The 17,306-nt window shown below is 47.0% G+C and carries 11 protein-coding genes and 3 pseudogenes; all 14 read right to left on the bottom strand.

Going from position 1 to position 17,306, the window contains the following annotated elements; all coding sequences use genetic code 11:
• Window positions 1-243 precede the first annotated feature (243 nt).
• The 14 genes and pseudogenes from hycI to P378_RS12970 all read right to left on the bottom strand — a co-directional run bounded on the left by hycI (window position 244) and on the right by P378_RS12970 (window position 17,266).
• The gene (hycI, locus tag P378_RS12910) at window positions 244-780 is read right to left on the bottom strand and encodes a hydrogenase maturation peptidase HycI (RefSeq protein ID WP_338013917.1); all 537 of its coding nucleotides are present in this window, start codon (window positions 778-780) and stop codon (window positions 244-246) included.
• Window positions 711-1,109: a formate hydrogenlyase maturation HycH family protein gene (locus P378_RS12915; RefSeq protein WP_099083538.1), complete on the bottom strand. Its 399-nt coding sequence runs from the start codon at window positions 1,107-1,109 to the stop codon at window positions 711-713. Before P378_RS12915 ends, hycI begins: the two co-directional genes overlap by 70 nt.
• On the bottom strand, window positions 1,099-2,433 hold the full coding sequence (locus tag P378_RS23070; RefSeq protein ID WP_099083539.1) for an NADH-quinone oxidoreductase subunit B family protein: 1,335 nt from the start codon (window positions 2,431-2,433) through the stop codon (window positions 1,099-1,101). Before P378_RS23070 ends, P378_RS12915 begins: the two co-directional genes overlap by 11 nt.
• A 26-nt stretch (window positions 2,434-2,459) precedes the next feature.
• On the bottom strand, window positions 2,460-4,187 hold the full coding sequence (locus P378_RS12925) for a hydrogenase large subunit (protein ID WP_099083540.1): 1,728 nt from the start codon (window positions 4,185-4,187) through the stop codon (window positions 2,460-2,462).
• Window positions 4,188-4,192: 5 nt separating this feature from the next.
• Window positions 4,193-5,671 (bottom strand): hydrogenase 4 subunit F, encoded by a 1,479-nt coding sequence (locus tag P378_RS12930; RefSeq protein WP_099083541.1) that lies wholly within the window; start codon window positions 5,669-5,671, stop codon window positions 4,193-4,195.
• 8 nt (window positions 5,672-5,679) lie between these two features.
• Window positions 5,680-6,330, bottom strand: a complete 651-nt coding sequence (gene hyfE / locus P378_RS12935; RefSeq protein ID WP_099083542.1) for a hydrogenase 4 membrane subunit — start codon at window positions 6,328-6,330, stop codon at window positions 5,680-5,682.
• Window positions 6,331-6,352: 22 nt separating this feature from the next.
• Window positions 6,353-7,293: pseudogene (locus P378_RS24230) on the bottom strand (respiratory chain complex I subunit 1 family protein).
• A gap of 14 nt (window positions 7,294-7,307) precedes the next feature.
• Window positions 7,308-9,329 carry a hydrogenase 4 subunit B gene (gene hyfB, locus P378_RS12945; RefSeq protein WP_099083543.1) on the bottom strand — a complete coding sequence of 674 codons (2,022 nt, stop codon included), beginning with the start codon at window positions 9,327-9,329 and terminating at the stop codon, window positions 7,308-7,310.
• A 5-nt stretch (window positions 9,330-9,334) separates the two neighbouring features.
• Window positions 9,335-9,757: a 4Fe-4S dicluster domain-containing protein gene (locus tag P378_RS12950; RefSeq protein ID WP_238473205.1), complete on the bottom strand. Its 423-nt coding sequence runs from the start codon at window positions 9,755-9,757 to the stop codon at window positions 9,335-9,337.
• Between the two features lie 132 nt (window positions 9,758-9,889).
• Window positions 9,890-12,125, bottom strand: a pseudogene (fdhF, locus tag P378_RS12955) (formate dehydrogenase subunit alpha).
• A gap of 237 nt (window positions 12,126-12,362) precedes the next feature.
• Window positions 12,363-13,250 carry a formate/nitrite transporter family protein gene (locus P378_RS12960; protein ID WP_274378722.1) on the bottom strand — a complete coding sequence of 296 codons (888 nt, stop codon included), beginning with the start codon at window positions 13,248-13,250 and terminating at the stop codon, window positions 12,363-12,365.
• 426 nt (window positions 13,251-13,676) lie between these two features.
• Window positions 13,677-14,132 (bottom strand): AAA-type ATPase lid domain-containing protein, encoded by a 456-nt coding sequence (locus P378_RS24235; protein WP_476588329.1) that lies wholly within the window; start codon window positions 14,130-14,132, stop codon window positions 13,677-13,679.
• Between the two features lie 8 nt (window positions 14,133-14,140).
• Window positions 14,141-15,904: pseudogene (locus P378_RS12965) on the bottom strand (sigma 54-interacting transcriptional regulator); the annotation flags it as partial.
• Between the two features lie 1,002 nt (window positions 15,905-16,906).
• Window positions 16,907-17,266 (bottom strand): hypothetical protein, encoded by a 360-nt coding sequence (locus P378_RS12970; protein WP_099083545.1) that lies wholly within the window; start codon window positions 17,264-17,266, stop codon window positions 16,907-16,909.
• Between the last annotated feature and the right edge of the window lie 40 nt (window positions 17,267-17,306).

Genomic DNA, 17,306 nt, shown 5'->3' on the forward strand with positions numbered 1-17,306 from the left:
AATCAGGTTGATGTCGTGGACGGAAGCCAGGCGCCGGAAAAACTAGATCTTCTTCCCGGGGTATTTTATTTCCAACTCACTCTTAATATAGTTCAGAATAAACATTCATTTTATTTCCTCTAGCAAAACCAATTAACGTCAAGTCCGCTAACCTTCTGAATGGCTTTCATTTGAGCAACTAATGATGGCACATTATTGGGGTCCGTACGTTTCCATGAGGTTCTTCTAGGGTCAGCATGTGTATTATCTTATCTCCCGGTTGTCTTCAAGAGCCGGAAAGTCCAAACTTCCGGCTTGTAATTTTTGATATATAATTTCAACTGCCCGCTTAACTTCAGTTGATAAAGGAAAACCAAATGCAACCACCCGGGGCTGGATACCTATAAAATAAACTGTCGGAACAATTTCTTTAAGAGCACCAATGAAAAATGAGAGCGGTAAATTGTGCGTAGTCAAAATAAACTGCCCGGCAATATCCTTTTCGGAAAGGAGCCGAATGGTACCCGGCTCAAGCCCCATTTCAGCAGCATCCACAACCACTACCACATCTGGCTTGAGTTCGTTAACCACATGCAGGTAATTCTCGGGGACCGACCCACCATTGATGATCTGCCAGCCCTGAAGCGGCGATTGCTCCAGAGTCCGGGCTAATAATGGCCCGGCCCCATCATCCCCCATCATGTCGTTACCCACCGTGATAATAAGTCGCGTCATAATGACCGCACCACCAGATAGATAGCCGGCTCCCTTTGTATGGACCGCAGCAGCTGCAGCAAGCATTCAGCCCATTTCTTCTCTTCCGGAAGAAATGTTGGAGTAGCATCGGTCAAGGCTTTAATTAACGGCCGTACATGTTCTTTAGTTATTTCCACCTCTCCCCATTTAACTACGCCTTCCATCTTACGCCTGGCCTCTGTTTGAGGAAGCTTCGCTATCCATTTTAAATACTCCTCCCGCGCCATATTCATAACGGGAGAAAAGCAGTCTACCACTCCCACATGATGACCGATGGCCAAGGCATAATATTCTAACTGCTTAACTTGGGGAGGGGCTTCCTTTTCGTCAACAAACTTTTTACTCAGCCGGTAAAATTCAACTTTACCCGACATTACCAGTCACCCTCTCCATTCTAGCCGTAAAAATCCGGTGTAACTTCAAATAAACCTCTACCAGTCGCGGATCTTTTTCTTTCTTTAAAAAACCCTTAACCTTCCGGTCAACCGCCTGTAGATCACCTTCTTCAAGGAACTGCAGGTACTTATCCGCTATCTGCTTGCCGTGCAAGTACCCGCTCAAACGGCGAGCTTCCCGCTCAATGTCTTTACGCAAGTCAGGATGGATATCCGGGTGCCCGGGTTGAACCCGGCTAACCTCGTCTTCCACATGGTGCTCACCTTTAATCGTTTGCTGGAGAAGGTCGAGGGCAACTCCCAGCCCGTAGAGCGTCGCAGCGGGTGTTGGGGGACAGCCGGGAATATAAACATCAACCGGAAAAATACTGTCAGTTCCACCCCAGACGGAGTAAGCATCGTGAAAAATACCACCACTACAACCACAGGTTCCGTAAGCGATTACAATTTTGGGATCGGGAGTCGCCTGGTAGGCCCGCAACGCCGGCAGGCGCATAGGCCTGGTCATAGGTCCGGTAAAAAGTAGCACGTCGGCATGCCGCGGTGAAGCAACCACTTTAATACCCAACCTTTCCGGGTCATAGACCGGCGAGATAGAAGCAAAGATCTCGATTTCGCAACCGTTACATCCTCCACAATCGACCCGGTATACATTCACCGACCGCTTGATAACCTTCTTAAGCTTTTCCTTAAGTTCTGCCAGCTTTGTATCCCGATTGTCATTAAAATCTCCTTTAACGGTTATCATTTTATCCCCTCCCCTGCTGTTGGCCAACCGCCCCGGCAGGGATTTAACAGCTGTCTTAATTCCCTGCCGGCGCTTGCACTGAGGGCATACTTCCATAATCTGCCTGGTGATATGGGAAGCTGAACCCGGTTGCCCAGCCTGTTCCAGAGCTGCCAGTATATATTCCAGTTCCTTTGGCGGGGCGAAGAATTCACCGCATGAACGGCATCGAATCAGTTGAAAGTCCGCCTGGCAACAAAGATCTTCCTTGGCCGTAGCCGCCAGTTCAAAATCCGGAGACAGGGTAATGGCGCCAGGCGGGCAAACTTCCTCACAACGGCCGCAGAAAATACAACGACCGTAAAAAATCTTCCAGGATTTAATGCCTTTTTCTAAATTATAATCCATAGTAATAGCGTTGGCGGGACAGGCAATCGCACACGCACCGCAGGCTATACATTGCTGAAAGTTGTAAACGGGTTTACCGCGAAAGCCAGGAGCAACTTCCAGCGGCTTGAAAGGGTATTCAACAGTAGCCTCCCCCACCTGCAGCGCTTTCTTAAGCAGTTTAAACATCCTCTGACCCCCTTTCAGCAATTAAACTAAAGTTTAAGCGGCGAATACTTCCGCTCCCGGCAGTAGTTTTCCAGTTCATTGTAAGAAACGGTTTTTACATTCTTTTTCCGTACATCTACCACGGTAACCCGTTCGGTACAGGAATAGCACGGGTCAAGACTGGCCACAATGAGTGGTGCGTCAGAGATGGCATTGCCTCTAAACATATACCTGAGGGACGGCCAGTTGTTATAAGTAGCAGCCCTGCATCTCCAGCGGTACAGTTTCTGGTTATCCCCGGTCATTACCCAGTGAACATTTTCACCCCGGGGAGCTTCGGTAGCGCCGAGGGCATAAGTGAAGGGTTTATAGGAGAACCCTTCAACCAGGATAGGCCCGGGAGGCATATCCTGGAGACACCTCTCGATGATATTGAAAGCTTGATAGAGTTCCCCTGCCCGAACCAATTCCCGGGAAAGTACATCACAGCCGTCTTTACTAATTACCTCCCAGGGTACCCGGTCATAGGCAGCAAAAGGATGATCCGCCCGGTTATCCCTGGCATATCCGGAACCCCGCATGTTGGGACCCACCGGACTGAAGTCACGGGCTACGTCCCGTTCCAGCTTGCCCACACCACGGGTCCGCATTAAAAAGTTAGGAGTATTTATCAGGATATCCAACAGTTCATCCAACTCTTTACGCAGTTCTGTAATCAATCGTAGAATTTGATCTCTCTCTTCTTTTAAAATATCCCTGCGTACCCCGCCGACCAAGTTCATACCATAGGTTTTCCGGCCGCCTGTAAGGATCTCGGCCATCTTCATTGCTTTTTCCCTCACTCGGAAGAAGTGCATAAAACCGGAATCAAAGCCCACCAGGTGAGCAGCCAACCCGAGATTTAAAAGGTTGCTGTGCAACCTCTCCGATTCCAGCAGGATAGTCCGGATGTACTGTGCCCGCAGCGGAACTTGAATGCCATTTGCATTTTCTACCGCCTCAGCGTACGCTGTACTATGATTAAATCCGCAGATACCGCAAACCCGCTCGGCCAAAAAGTTAACCTGATCGTAATCCATACGGTTCTCCGCTGTCTTTTCCATACCACGGTGAATGTAGAAAAGGCGGTAATCAGCATCCACAATATACTCGCCGTCCACAAAAAGGCGGAAGTGCCCGGGCTCATCAGAGGTAATATGAAGCGGCCCCAGGGGAACCTCCACAATTCCCTCCCCTTCTACCTCGATGAAATCGTACTTTTCTTCCACAGGCTCAGGACGGTAGCGATAATCCATGGCATCCTTACGAAGAGGATACAGGTTATCCGGCCAATCATCAGGCAGCACCAACCTCCGGGCATCAGGGATTCCCTCTGGCTCCAGGCCGAACATATCACGGACTTCCCGTTCGTACCATACGGCAGCCGGAACCCGTGGGGTGACCGATGGAAACTGGGGATCGTTTTCAGGAATTAATGTCTTGACGGTAATCCACAGATTATCCTGGGGATTTTTATTACCCTCCATGGAAAGAATATAGTACAGGGCAAAACACCCGTTAATACTGCGCTCATCATTCCCAACCATGTTGGAAAGCCAGCCATTGTGGCCGTAATAGAGCTCGGCTACTACCTCCGGAAGATTGTTACGGTCAACAGTAATTGTCAGCTGTTCGGGCGTTTGGTGGGTCACTTCCTGAAGTACTCCGGTACTAAATTTCGCTCGTAAAGCGTCCAGGTATTTCTGCCCTCGTTTATTCTGGCTGCTAAACGACATATTCATCAACCTCCCAAGATAATTTCAACAGATCGCTCCAGTAGCTGGTTCAGGAATTCAGGAATACCGATACCCAAGGTTAATACAATTACCAATAGTGCTACCAGAGGCGCCAACATCAGTAAATTAAGATCCCCTTTTTCTTTTCCTTCCAAAGGAGCCCCAAAAACTGACTTAACAATGAAGTTTAGCATAGCACCAAAAACAACAGCCAGTGCAGCCAGAAAGATGATGGCCACTACCAAATATCCTTCCTTGAGAGCCGCCGCCACTGTCAGGAATTCACTAACGAAAATAGCAAAGGGTGGAGAACCTCCCAGCGATAGAGCACCGGCAATTAGGAGGACACCAGTAACCGGGGCAATCTTCAGCACTCCTTTAATCTTATCCGTATTCCGGGTACCGAACTTATGGACTATGTTTCCTGCCGCACCAAACATAAGAGCCTTGGTAGCGCTGTGATTGACCGTATGGATAAGGGCAGCCATTATGCCCGCCGGGCCGCCTATTCCCAGACCAAATGCAATAATACCCATATTTTCAATACTACTGTAGGCCAGCATCCGCTTGAGGTCCTTCTGCACCAGGATAAAGAAGGCCGCAATCACAACAGAAGCCAGACCCAGGAACAGCAATAAAGTACGCGGGAAATCAAATCCAATAGCCTGCCCGGTCAAAGTATAATACCGGATCACCAGCAAGAGACCGCAATTGAGCAGAACCCCCGAAAGGAGTGCACTGGCAGGGCTCGGCGCTTCGCTGTGAGCATCGGGAAGCCAAGTATGCATAGGTACCAGACCGGCTTTAGTACCAAATCCGATTAAAATAAACACGAAGGCCATCTTTAGAGCGACCGGATCCAGTTCCCCGGCAACCTTGAGTACCTCGGTCCATAAGACGGCTTCGTGCACCTGCCCGGTAAGCTGATACGCATTGGAAAAGATGAGTACCGTACCGAACAGCGCGAAAGCAATTCCGGCACTGCAGATCAAGACATACTTCCAGGCGCCTTCAGCGGACGAACGATGCCGGTAGAAGCCTACCAAAAAAGCAGAAGCAAGGGTAGTAGCTTCTACTGCCGCCCACATTATAAAGATGTTATTGGACAGCACCGTAAGTAACATGGTAAAGATAAACAAATGATATAAACCGTAGTAAAGCCCTAAGTCACCGGGCCTGATCTCGCCCTCCCTGATATCATAACCTAAATAGGCGATAGAGTATGCACCAAGTATAAATCCCAAACCGCCGATAATCATAATCAGGATGGACGAAAGTTCATCCAGGTAAAGGTTTCCTCCCAGGGCGCTAACCGGCCCGCCCACAAGTACCTCTTTGATCAAAAGAGAAGCAACAAGCAGAATCCCGGCAGTAGCGGCAACTTGAATAAACTCCAGGGGACGTCGTAACCGAAAGGTAAAAGAAGCCAACGACGCCACCAGAGGTATAGCTAGAATAATTAGGAGCAATGCTTCCCGGGACATGAAATCACCTACCCTTTCAGCATTTTTAGCTGACCAGCATCCATAGTACCGAAAGCTTTATAAAGTTTTACGGCTATCAGGGACATAATCAGCACAGCAAATACGGCATCGGTAAGAATACCTATTTCCGCAAGTTCGGGCACATTATAGGCCATAATGGCAAGCGTCAGGTGTGAACCGTTCTCCATTAAACAAAATCCCAGCAGCTGTTTCAAGGCATTTCTTCTCGTAATCATGCAGTGAAGTCCCAGTAGAAAATGGGCCAGGGAAACTGCCATAGCCGTTTTGTACTTGAGTATTGCCAGCATATGAAACGGCTGTACCAAAATAAAGGCAAGTCCGACCATTAATGCTGCCAAAATCACCGACCAGGTGGTTCCAACAAGCGGAGGTTCTTCTTCAACTACACCGGTAGTCTTGATTACCCGGAGCAAGATAAACGGCACCAGAAAGGCCTTGGTTATTAGTGTAGTAATACACCAGAGGTAAAGTTGCTCGGCCTCATTTATCACTGCAATTGACAGGAAGATGCTAATTAACACCAGTGATTGTAGACTGTAAAAATAAGCCGAAACCTTCAGCCGGCGGCTTTCTACCACCAAAAGGGAGGTCAGAATAAGCAACACCGCCAGGCTGTTTACAGTTGCTGCAGCAGTCATCTTAAAACACCTCCATCTTTACTCAACTTAACGCCAGATAAAATACAAAGGAAATCAAGGCGATGCCAAATGATAACGATGTAATAACCGTCACATCAGTAATTCGGTACCTGGCTACAGCATTTTCTATCAGCGCAGCCAAAGTATAAAACACCAGCAGCTTACCCAGGAAGATGATGCTCCCCAGTATCAATGAGCCTGAGGTAATATCAACCGCGCCGCCAAACGGCAGGAAAAGGGCTAAAAACAGTGCAACCACAATCACTTGTTTCATTAACAGGGCAAGTTTCATAAGAGCCATGCCGCGCCCTGAATACTCAGTCAGAGGCCCTTCCTGCAGTTCCTGTTCTGCTTCGGCCAAGTCAAAGGGAAGTTTTCCCGTCTCGACAGCAGTAGCAATAAGAAACGCGAGTAAGCCGATGATAAATGCGGGATGCAAAAAGGATATTTGTCCGGAGGCCACCTGAACACTAATTGACCCCAGATTGGTTGACCCGGCTAACAAAGCCAGTGTAAGCAAAACCACTACCATGCAGGCTCAATAAGCACAGCCAGCATCATTTCCCGGCTGCTTCCTGCTGCAGCAAAGGTACTTCCGGAATCCAGCCCCGATAGCGAGAAGAAAAATCGCACTAAAGCCATCAGATATATTACCGCAAATAAGTCGCCAACTAATCCTAGCGGCGACATTAGCGTAATGGATGGAATTATCATAGCCAGCAGCAGAAGAGTTGCGACCAGGATATACGGAGTAGCAGTAAACACCCAACTGGCTTGGGGCGGAACGGTTTCCTCCCGTTTCAAAAATTTAAAAAGGTCGTAATAAGTTTGGAAAATACTGCCCCCTCGACGGCTGTGAATTCTAGCCCGGAGCCGTCGGGATATGCCGTCCAACAGCGGGGCGGCCAGCATAATCAAGGCTGCCTGCAGCAGCCCTACAAGGATTAATTTGCCGTAATCCATATCTGACACCCCTCTTATCTCGTGGCAATGAGCAAGAAGCTCACCAGAATAATGATGATGTAGAGCAAATACAGGTGAATACTGCCAGCCTGAAGCTTCTGGATATAAGTTCCCGTTCTCATGACGGCAGCCACCAGTGGCTTGTAAAGGTAGTCCTCCCATAGCGATGAGGCATGAGACTCGTAATGTACAGGCCCTTCAAAGTAAGACTTAGAAGTAAAACGCGGCCCCTTAACATGAGTTTGAGGCCGGTAAAGAGCCCGGAAAATTACTCTAAGGGGTTGGGCAAAAGATGAAGCGGTATAACCCATACGGGGGTTGTAGGCATAACCGCACGCCCACGGCGCTTCATCCACCCGCCTACCTATGCCAAACCCGCCTCCGAGGGCCACCAGCAGCAAAGGTAAAGTAACTAGACCTACCAGCAGGATGGCCATCAACGGAGTAGAGAGGGTACCTTGAATTAAAAAGCCAGGATACATAATCATCCCTGCAGCGGCCGGTACCGCCGGTTGGTTCAGCAAAGACGCTGCCACGGAAGTAAAAGCAGGAACCAGCCAGGGTGCGCCCACCCCTAAAATAACGATGGCGACCACCAGAACAAACATGCCTGCCACCATGGTTGGCGGAACCTCTCTGGCAGTCTCGGCATGGTGACTGCGGGCCGCACCGGCGAAGGTCACGCCATAAGCCTTAACAAAGCACATGGCAGCCAGAGCGCCTGTAATAGCGAGCATTACGATAACAACAGAAGCAACCAGGGTCACCCACCAGCTGCCTGACTTAGCAGCCAGGAACAGTGAATGATAGGTATACCATTCACTGACAAAGCCGTTAAGCGGAGGCAAAGCTGAAATAGCTGCCGCACCAATAAGAAAAGCAAATGCTGTAAAGGGCATCCTTTTTACCAATCCGCCCAGTTCCTCCATATTTTTGCTATGTGTACGGTAGAGGACCGAACCTGCCCCCAGGAAGAGCAGCCCTTTAAAAGTAGCGTGATTAATCAGGTGGTAAAGACCGGCCATTAATCCGAGCACGGCCAGCATCGGTTGCTCTAAAGCAGCGCCCAACATGCCAACCCCTACCCCCATTAAAATGATGCCGATGTTTTCCACGCTGTGAAAAGCCAGCAACCGTTTTAAGTCATGCTGTGCCAGCGCGTACATTACACCCAAAACAGCCGAGACGGCGCCAGCCAGAAGAACTATCACACCCCACCAGTAGTTGGTAGCGCCCAAAAAGTCCACTCCTACACGGATGATGCCGTAAATTGCCGTTTTGATCATGACACCGGACATCAAAGCGGAAATGTTTGAGGGAGCAGCCGGGTGAGCCTGGGGTAACCAGATATGCAAAGGAATAATACCTGCTTTAGCCCCGAAACCTAAAAATGCCAGAATGAAGGCCGTCGTTTTTAAACCCTCGGAAAGAGGCGCCTCACTGAAGGTTGCAAAGTCAAAACTACCGGTCTTGCTGACGAAAAGGAGAAATGATAGCATAATCAAAGCCGTACCTACGTGGGCCATGATCAGGTAAACCAAACCGGCACCGGTAGATTCCTTTTTCTCCTGCTCAAAACTTACCAGGAAAAACGAAGCAAGAGTCATGAGCTCCCAGAAGATCAGAAAATAAAAGGCATCTCCTACAGTAACTACCAGGATCATAGAACCGATAAAAATATTCATAAAAAATCCCAGCAGGCCCTTACCCTTCCCGCTGTACTCTTCCAGGTAAGACAACGAATAAAGGGCTGTAGCAGCAGTCAGCAGTGAAATGACCAGTGCCATAAAGGCAGACAGCTGATCTACTCGGATAACAAATTGTGTAAAGGGAATAAATCCGGTGAAATTCAGCGTAAAGCCCGCCCCGCCGGCCAATACCGGGATGGCCCACGCCATCCCGGTAACAGCCGCAAGGAAAGCAGTTATAGCAGCAACGTAGTTGGCATGCCTGTCCATTTTACCTAATAGCAGCGAGGCACCGGCCCCAGCCGCATAAAGGAGTATGGACATTATAAAAAGCTGTTCAGCAACCATAGGATTTACCTCCCACTTCTAAGGATGGAAACCGCTCTAATGGTGTTAGCGCCCCTCTTAAGCTTACTGAGCCGCTCTATCTCCTCACCTTTAACCTCTTTCAGCGCTTTGGTCGGGCAGACTTGGACACAAGTGGGGCCACCCTCTGTGAAAGAACAAAGATCGCATTTAGTGGCAATGGTTTTCTGTCCGATTTCCCCGGCTAGCAGAGGAATCAGGTGAGAGTTAACCAGACCGACTTCTTCAACCGAGGGAGCTCGGGTGCCCTGAATCTCAATACAACCGAAGGGGCAGGCCAGAGCACACATCTTACAGCCAATACAGAGACCTTCGTTTATTTGCACCATCTGGTCCTTGATCTCGATGGCTTTAACGGGACAAACTTTTGCACAGGGAGCATCCTCGCAGTGCCGGCACTGAATGGGCATCGTTCCTTCAGAAGTATGGGTAACAAAAAGTCGTGGGAAAGGCTGCAGCCCGTAATTTTTATGGATAAGGCACAGCCGGCCATACAAGTATAGCAGCCCAGGCACCGGTCAGGATCAGCAATTACAAAACGATTAGGCATCTGCTTTTCCTCCCTTCCCCATCGCCGGTCCGGTAATCTCCTTTTCCAAGCCGACCAGGTACTTTTCTTTTTTCTCCTGGCGGATGGCCCGGGCTTCTGTTGGTGATATTTTTTCCACTTTGGCAGCCGCAACTTTTAATTCTGGCGTACCGGCAATATTGTCGGTGGCTGTATTGGTCAGCTCATTACTGCAAGCCTCCCAGTAGTGGAATGTCATAAAGACGGTGTTTTCCGGAACCCGCTCGGTTACCCAGGCCCGGGCCACCACAGAACCCCGTCGTGGATACTTTAATATACTCACCGTCGTTTACGCCCAGCTTCTTAGCATCGCAGGGATTTATCTCTATCATTTCCCCCGGCGCAACCTGGTTAATAGCCCATGATTTACGGGTCATAGTACTGGTATGGTAATGATATACCCGCCTACCGGTGGTAAGGGTAAAGGGATATTCTTGGTCGGGTAGTTCGGCAATACTGCCCACAATTACCTTTGCCGCGCCTTTCACATTATTGGGCTGTTTGGAATCATGCTTACCGGGATCAAACAGCACCGGATGAAGGTTAGCCTTGCCGGACGGTGTCAGGAACTTACCTCCCCGGTACAGGATTGGCGTCCCCGGGTGGTCCTCAGACGGACAGGGCCACACAATCCCCCGTTCCTTTTCCAGACGCGCGTAGCTGATACCGCCAAATTTTTCCGGAACCAGCTTCCGCAATTCATCCCAGATTTCCTGGGGATGGCGGTAATTCATCCCGGTATAACCCATTTTCTGGGCCAGCATCCCGAAAATCTGCCAGTCGGGACGTGCCTCACCCGGCGGGTCAACAGCCTTGCGCACCAGCTGTACCCGGCGTTCGGTGTTGTTAAAAGTACCATCTTTTTCTCCCCAGCAAGCGGCAGGCAATACCACGTCAGCCAAGCKTGCAGTCTCAGTAAGGAAGATATCCTGGACCACCAGCAGATCTAAGTGCTCCAGAGCGTGGCGCAGGTGCTCCGAATCCGGATCACTCATAACAGGGTTTTCTCCGAAGACATACAGGGCACGAACACGATGCTTCAAAATAGCGTCGGGAACCTCTGTCAGCTTGAGTCCGGGGGTTGACGGCAACTTGACCCCCCATACTTTCTCAAACCGAGCACGGTTATCTTCTTTTGTTACATCCAGGTAGCCAGGCAGGACAGTAGGCAGGCCACCCATGTCACAAGCCCCCTGAACGTTATTTTGACCTCTCAGCGGACATAACCCGGCCCCGGCGCGGCCCAGGTTACCGGTAATCACAGCCAGGTTGGACAGGCTTACCACATTGCCTGTACCGTGGCTGAACTGGGTAATTCCCATGCAGTACAAAATAGCCGCTGCCTGCGCCCGGCCGTAAATGCGGGCCGCCTCGACCAAATCTTTTTGGGGAATCCCCGTAAGCTCCTCAACATAGTCCGGAGTATACTCTTCCACCGCTTTAGCCAGTTCATCAAATCCCTCAGTATGCTCCCGGATAAAGTCGGTCTTGGCAAGTCCTTCCTTGATAATTACGTTAATCATCCCGTTAATGAGCGGAATGTTATATCCGGCAGGTACCCTCAGCCAGATATCTGCTTTGTTGGCCATCTCTGTCATCCGCGGATCTGCCACAATCAGCCTGGCGCCGCGTTCCTTGGCCTTCAAAACATGCCGGGCTATCAAAGGATGGCACTCGGCAGTATTAGAGCCAATTATAAAGATAACGTCTGAATGGGCACTAAGTTCAGGAATTGAATTCGTCATTGCCCCGCTGCCCAATGTCATCGCCAGACCGGCGACAGTGGGCGCGTGTCAGAGGCGAGCGCAGTGGTCCACATTATTGGTCCCCATTACCGCTCTGGCAAACTTTTGAGCTATATAGTTGTCTTCACTAATAGACCTGGCTGAAGTAAACAATGCAAAGGCGTCCGGCCCGGACTCCTGCTTGATCGTCTTTAACCGCTCGGCAACGTAGTCCAGCGCCTCATCCCAGGAAACGGAAACAAAACTTCCCTCTTTTTTAACTAAGGGCGAGGTCAAACGGCGGGAATCCTGGACATATTCATATCCGTAGTAGCCCTTGACACACAATTCCCCTTCATTGACAGGGTGAAGCTTGTCCGGCTCGGTACCGGTGATTTTTCCATCCTCGATATTCAGGTAGATGCCGCAACCACCACCGCAGAAAGGACATATTGTCAAAACTTTTTCAGGTTTCTCATGTTTCATAACTAAACCTCCTTAAACTTATTAAGGTTGTAACAACTAGGATCAGGTTGCATCTGCAACGTTTGCGTTCGATTTCACCTTCACTTATAATGGCCCATCTTAGTGAAAATTTTTGAATATCAAAATACAAAACCTTTAAAACTGTTCGACTTACTTAACCGGAGTTACAACTCTAAAGCAACCTTTAGGCAGCACCCCAACTTCATAGAAAACCATACAAAGCTTGAGATGGTAAGGCTAAGAAACTAACTCATCTAGTTGCCTTTCTTGATGATGCTTTGCGTCTTGTGCCTTAGAACCCATACGAGCAGTTTTATCATGTCTATTTTGGATAGTTTTGTCGCTATGAGTATCCCGGCCATGACAAATCCAGTTCAGCCAACCCACAAACAATGCTCCCCCGATAATGTTACCTATAGTTACCGGAATCTCATTTGTTACTAAAAATCCATACCAATTTAGATTCTTTAAAGCCTCTACACTCACATGTGTAAGATGTGCCACTTCCGCCAGTCCCATACCTCCGTCAAGATAATACTGTAAGTGCATTATGCCTGATGGAATAATATACATGTTAGCTATACTATGTTCAAAACCAATAGCAACAAATGCGGCAACTGGCATCATGATACTAAGTACCTTTCCTGCACCATCTTCGGCTGCTACCGCCATATAAACAGCCATACATACCAAAATGTTTGTTCCAATACCACTTAGCAGAGCAGCAAGGAAATCTAAATTTGTCTTTGCGGTACCCGCAGCAATAAAGTGATTTGCTATCCAGGCTTCATTTTTAAATGTTAACCCAGTTTTAATAGTAAACCAGGCGAAAAAAAGTGATCCTGCAAAGTTTGCTATATAGACCAATATCCAGTTAAACATCATATCCTTAAAAGTTAACCTTTTTGCGCCCCACGGAACAGCCGCTAATACATTAGAAGTAAATAACTGAGCCCCATAATAAACCACTAACAGCAATCCGACAGAGAAAGAAATTCCACCTATAAGAGCTGCAACTCCAGGTCCCAAAAACTCTTTCGTACCTACTGCAGTCGTCATCATGAAAAGGTCACCAAGAGAAATAAATATTCCGGCCATAAATCCTAGTATAAGTACATCCTTAATAGGGGATGGACCTTATGCAAAGAAATATCATTTAAAGTTTTAATTGTTTCACTCGCTGATTTAGCCATTTTTTGACTTTTTCCTCCTATTACCTTTTTTATGCGGACGGATTTGGGGTTAATTTAACTCTTATACCCCCAAATCACACGGGTTAGAAATCGTCCCCCCTTTTTTCGAGGATAATCGACATTTATCGCCAAAAACTAACAGCAACCAATATAACATGCAAATCTCATGCCAAATTTCATAGCAATAACTGTGTTCCTGAATATACAATGGTTTTCGCATTTACTTTAGCACCAAACTTCAGTTTATGCGTTCGTATTTTTGAACACATAAAAACAAAAAAGCTACGGCAATCTTATCCGTAGCAGCAATCTTCGATGTTCGTTTTTTGAACACATTCGTTTTTTTGTGCTTCAAGCTTTATACATCTATATTAAGCTTTTTAATTATTTCATTTAACGTGCTTCGCCCTATTCCCAACATCTCGGCAGCCCTCGCCTGTACTCCACCCGCCTGCTTTATAGCTTTTCTTACTAATTTTTTCTTATATTCTTCCACTGCCTGCTTGTAATTTAAATTGTTTAAATTGGTTTCATCTTGAATACTTTCCCCATTACGGTACTCTTTTCTTATATAAGGAGGCAGGTCTTCATTTTTAATCTCTGTCCCTTCACAAAGGATTACAGCCCTCTCAATGGCATTTTCAAGTTCTCGCACGTTCCCGGGCCAGTCAGCTGCAGTCAGGCTCGTCATAGCCTCCTTATCAATTGAAATTATTTTTTTAGAATGTTTCTTGTAAAACTTATCCAGAAAATATTTAGTAAGGACAGGTATGTCCTCTTTTCTATCCCTCAAAGTAGGCAAATTGATGGTCACTACATTTAATCTATAATACAAGTCTTCCCTGAATTTCTTCTTTTCAATAAGTTCCTCAAGGTTCTGGTTAGTTGCAGCAATTATCCTGACATCACACTTACGGGGTACAGTTTCCCCTATTCTTATGAATTCGCCCTGTTGGAGTATGCGCAGTAATTTCGCCTGTAAATTCGGACTAAGGTCCCCTATTTCATCCAAAAAAAGGTGCCTCCGTTTGCTTCTTCAAATAGTCCTTTTTTAGCGCTCACCGCTCCTGTAAAGGCTCCCCTTGCATGTCCAAAGAGTTCACTTTCCAAAAGATTTTCGGGTATCGCTGCACAATTTATGCTTACAAAAGTTTTTTCATTGCGAAGGCTTTTGTGGTGTAAAGCCTGTGCAACCAAATCCTTTCCGGTTCCACTCTCACCCCTTATCAATACAGTACTGTCTGTAGGTGCCACTTTGTCTATTATTTGATAGACCTGCTGCATGGCAGAAGAATTTCCTATCATATTTTCCATTCCAAGGCAATTTTTTAATTGTTTTTTGAGATGTATATTACTGAATTCCAGGCTTGATACCAAAAATGGCAGGCACATTTTGCTCTCTGCCAAACCCCGAAAGATGGCTATTGCTTTTTTACGGCAGCTGTCATACCCGCAAGCGCCGCAATTTAATTCATCTTCAGGGATAAATTTGCCCAGTTCTGCAAGAACAGCCCTGATTTGTGCTTCAGTTGGTTCAGGTAATCTTTTGCTGCGATTTCTGAATCCCCGGGTAAGATCAAGTTCGGCAGGAATTTCAACCGGACATTCCTCCGCAGCTTGTAAATTTTCCCTGGTATATTTAGTTACCAATTGCTGCCTTTCAAACCTGTTCTCTTCAGACTTTAACATGGGACCGTTGATACAGCCTTCGCAAAACAAAATATCAACAAACTTAGCTTGAATTTTACCGCTGGCAAGGCCCTCCAAAACATCAATACAATTCTTCCTTCCCTCAACGGTCATTACCTCCCAATTTAGAGGGTCAATTTTAAAACCGGCAGTCCTCAGAAGCCCTCCTGTCACCGGGAATAATCTTCCCAAACGGGAAGGAGGACTGTCCCAATCTTCAGGAGCCAACTTACCGGGTTCGATATTTGCCTCCTGTAACATCATGTCCAACTCCGGAAATGTTAATACCCCATCTATAGCTCCCTGTACCATGGGATCCTGTGCTTCTGCCTTCTTGGCAATACAGGGGCCGATAAATACAACCCTGCATTCTTTGCCGTAACGCAATTTAAGATATCGCCCGAGGGCAATCATAGGAGAAATTATGGGAACCAGAAACTGAATTAACTCCGGATAGTATTTTTCCACCATGTTTACTACAGCCGGACAGGGAGTAGCAATATAATGTTTTTTCTCTTTGGTAGTCAAAACATTTTTTTCGTACTCCCTGGCAACTAAGAGGGCTCCATATGCTACCTCCCAAACTTCGTCAAAACCCAGCTTTTTTATGGCGCTCACAACCTGGCCCGGGGCAAACCTGTTATACTGAGCTATAAAAGATGGCGCCAGGCACGCAATTGCTTTATCTGATTTTAGCGCATCAATAGTGTTTTCCCTTCCATTTGCAATCTTTTTGGCGTTTTGCGAACAGACTACCACACAGTGCCCGCAACTGATACACAGTTCGTGCACCACCATGGCCTGTTCGTTCTCAACCTTTATTGCCTTTGCAGGACAATTTCTAATACATGAATAACATCTTTTGCATAGCCCGTTAATGGTGGTTACTATGTTCATAGGCACTTTAATCACCTCTGTTTTGAATATTTTTCCAGGAATCTGCTATAATATGTATCATTAATTAGAGATCAATGAGGCAGTCCTATTGGTTCCAGTTCCTGTTGGCATATCCCCATGTCGCCAAAGGCCTCTGGAATTTGTTGTATCTTTTGAATAATGGATGCCAAATTCATGATAGACGTCCCCTTCGCCAAAACAATATACGGCCAAGGGATTCGACAGCAAAAGAAAAAGTCCTTTATACTTATTTTAGTGATAATAGAATAAATTGCCAATTATGCAAAAGTCAGTTTGTTTTCAAGATTTCGTTCACCAACCAGTGCTTTTATTTTTCTTTTAATACAATGTTGGCCCCATTTAAATGAGCGCAAAAAGAAAAAGGACCCAAGGTTGGTCCCCTTTTTTATGAGCGTTGGGTGCCATTTTGGTATCCTTTGATTTGAGCGAATCCACCTAAAGCCTCTTTGAAACGGTTAAAGTCAATCTTACCCTGGTTTCTGAAAGCTAAACATATCTGATTTATACAGGATAATCCAGATTCATTTAGTTTTCTCTCCCGCCGACTAACGAGAGGCAGTRTCACAGGATTCAACTGCTAGGCCATAAGCTCTCGCTTATGTTCCGGGTGGATCACCCCGCAGGTTCCCCGCCGCTGCCTAAAGCAAACGTACTGCCCGGAGAAGGTGTTACCTCCACCTGGATTGATAGTATTCCATGCCCGACTTTCACAGCGTGTCTTTGCGACATGGAAATATTTACATCATTATTCTAGCAGTCTTTATGATTAATTACAACTGTGAAACCGCAAGAAACAGGTTTTTTCACCTCCTGTTTTATTGCTTTTTTAGCAGATTTAAATAGCTATTTAGTAACTGCTTCAAACCTCCGTAAAGACTTCGGGAAACAGTTCTTTAAGTTTTTTAATCCTCTCCCCCAGCACATCCTGGCAGCGCAGGTCCATTTTCAGCGGGTCAGTCAAAACCTTTTCCCCTTTTAATCTCATTGGCGATTACCAAAGAATTTCGTAAAAGAGTGTGGAAAATCCTCTTTTATGCTCATACCATCCGTCAAAGGACAGAAAAAAAAGCGGCTACCGCGCCGCTGCCAAACATCATACTTGTTTCCCATAAAGGCATCCATCACCATATAAATGATACATATAATAAAGATGCTAAGCCAAAGCCATACAGGTCCCCCGATAAGGCTGTGTAAAAGACCTGCCATTAGGTAGGCAAAAATTCCCCCAATGGTCAACCAAAATAGGCCGCTGCCCAGAGAGACAATAAATATCACCAGGCCGTAAACAATTGCACCAAGCAAATATATTAACCCAAACAAGGCTGCAAAGAAATCCTTCATTCACTTCACCCCCGGGGACAGGGCTATTTTTGATTTTTTA

This window comes from Desulforamulus profundi, assembly GCF_002607855.1.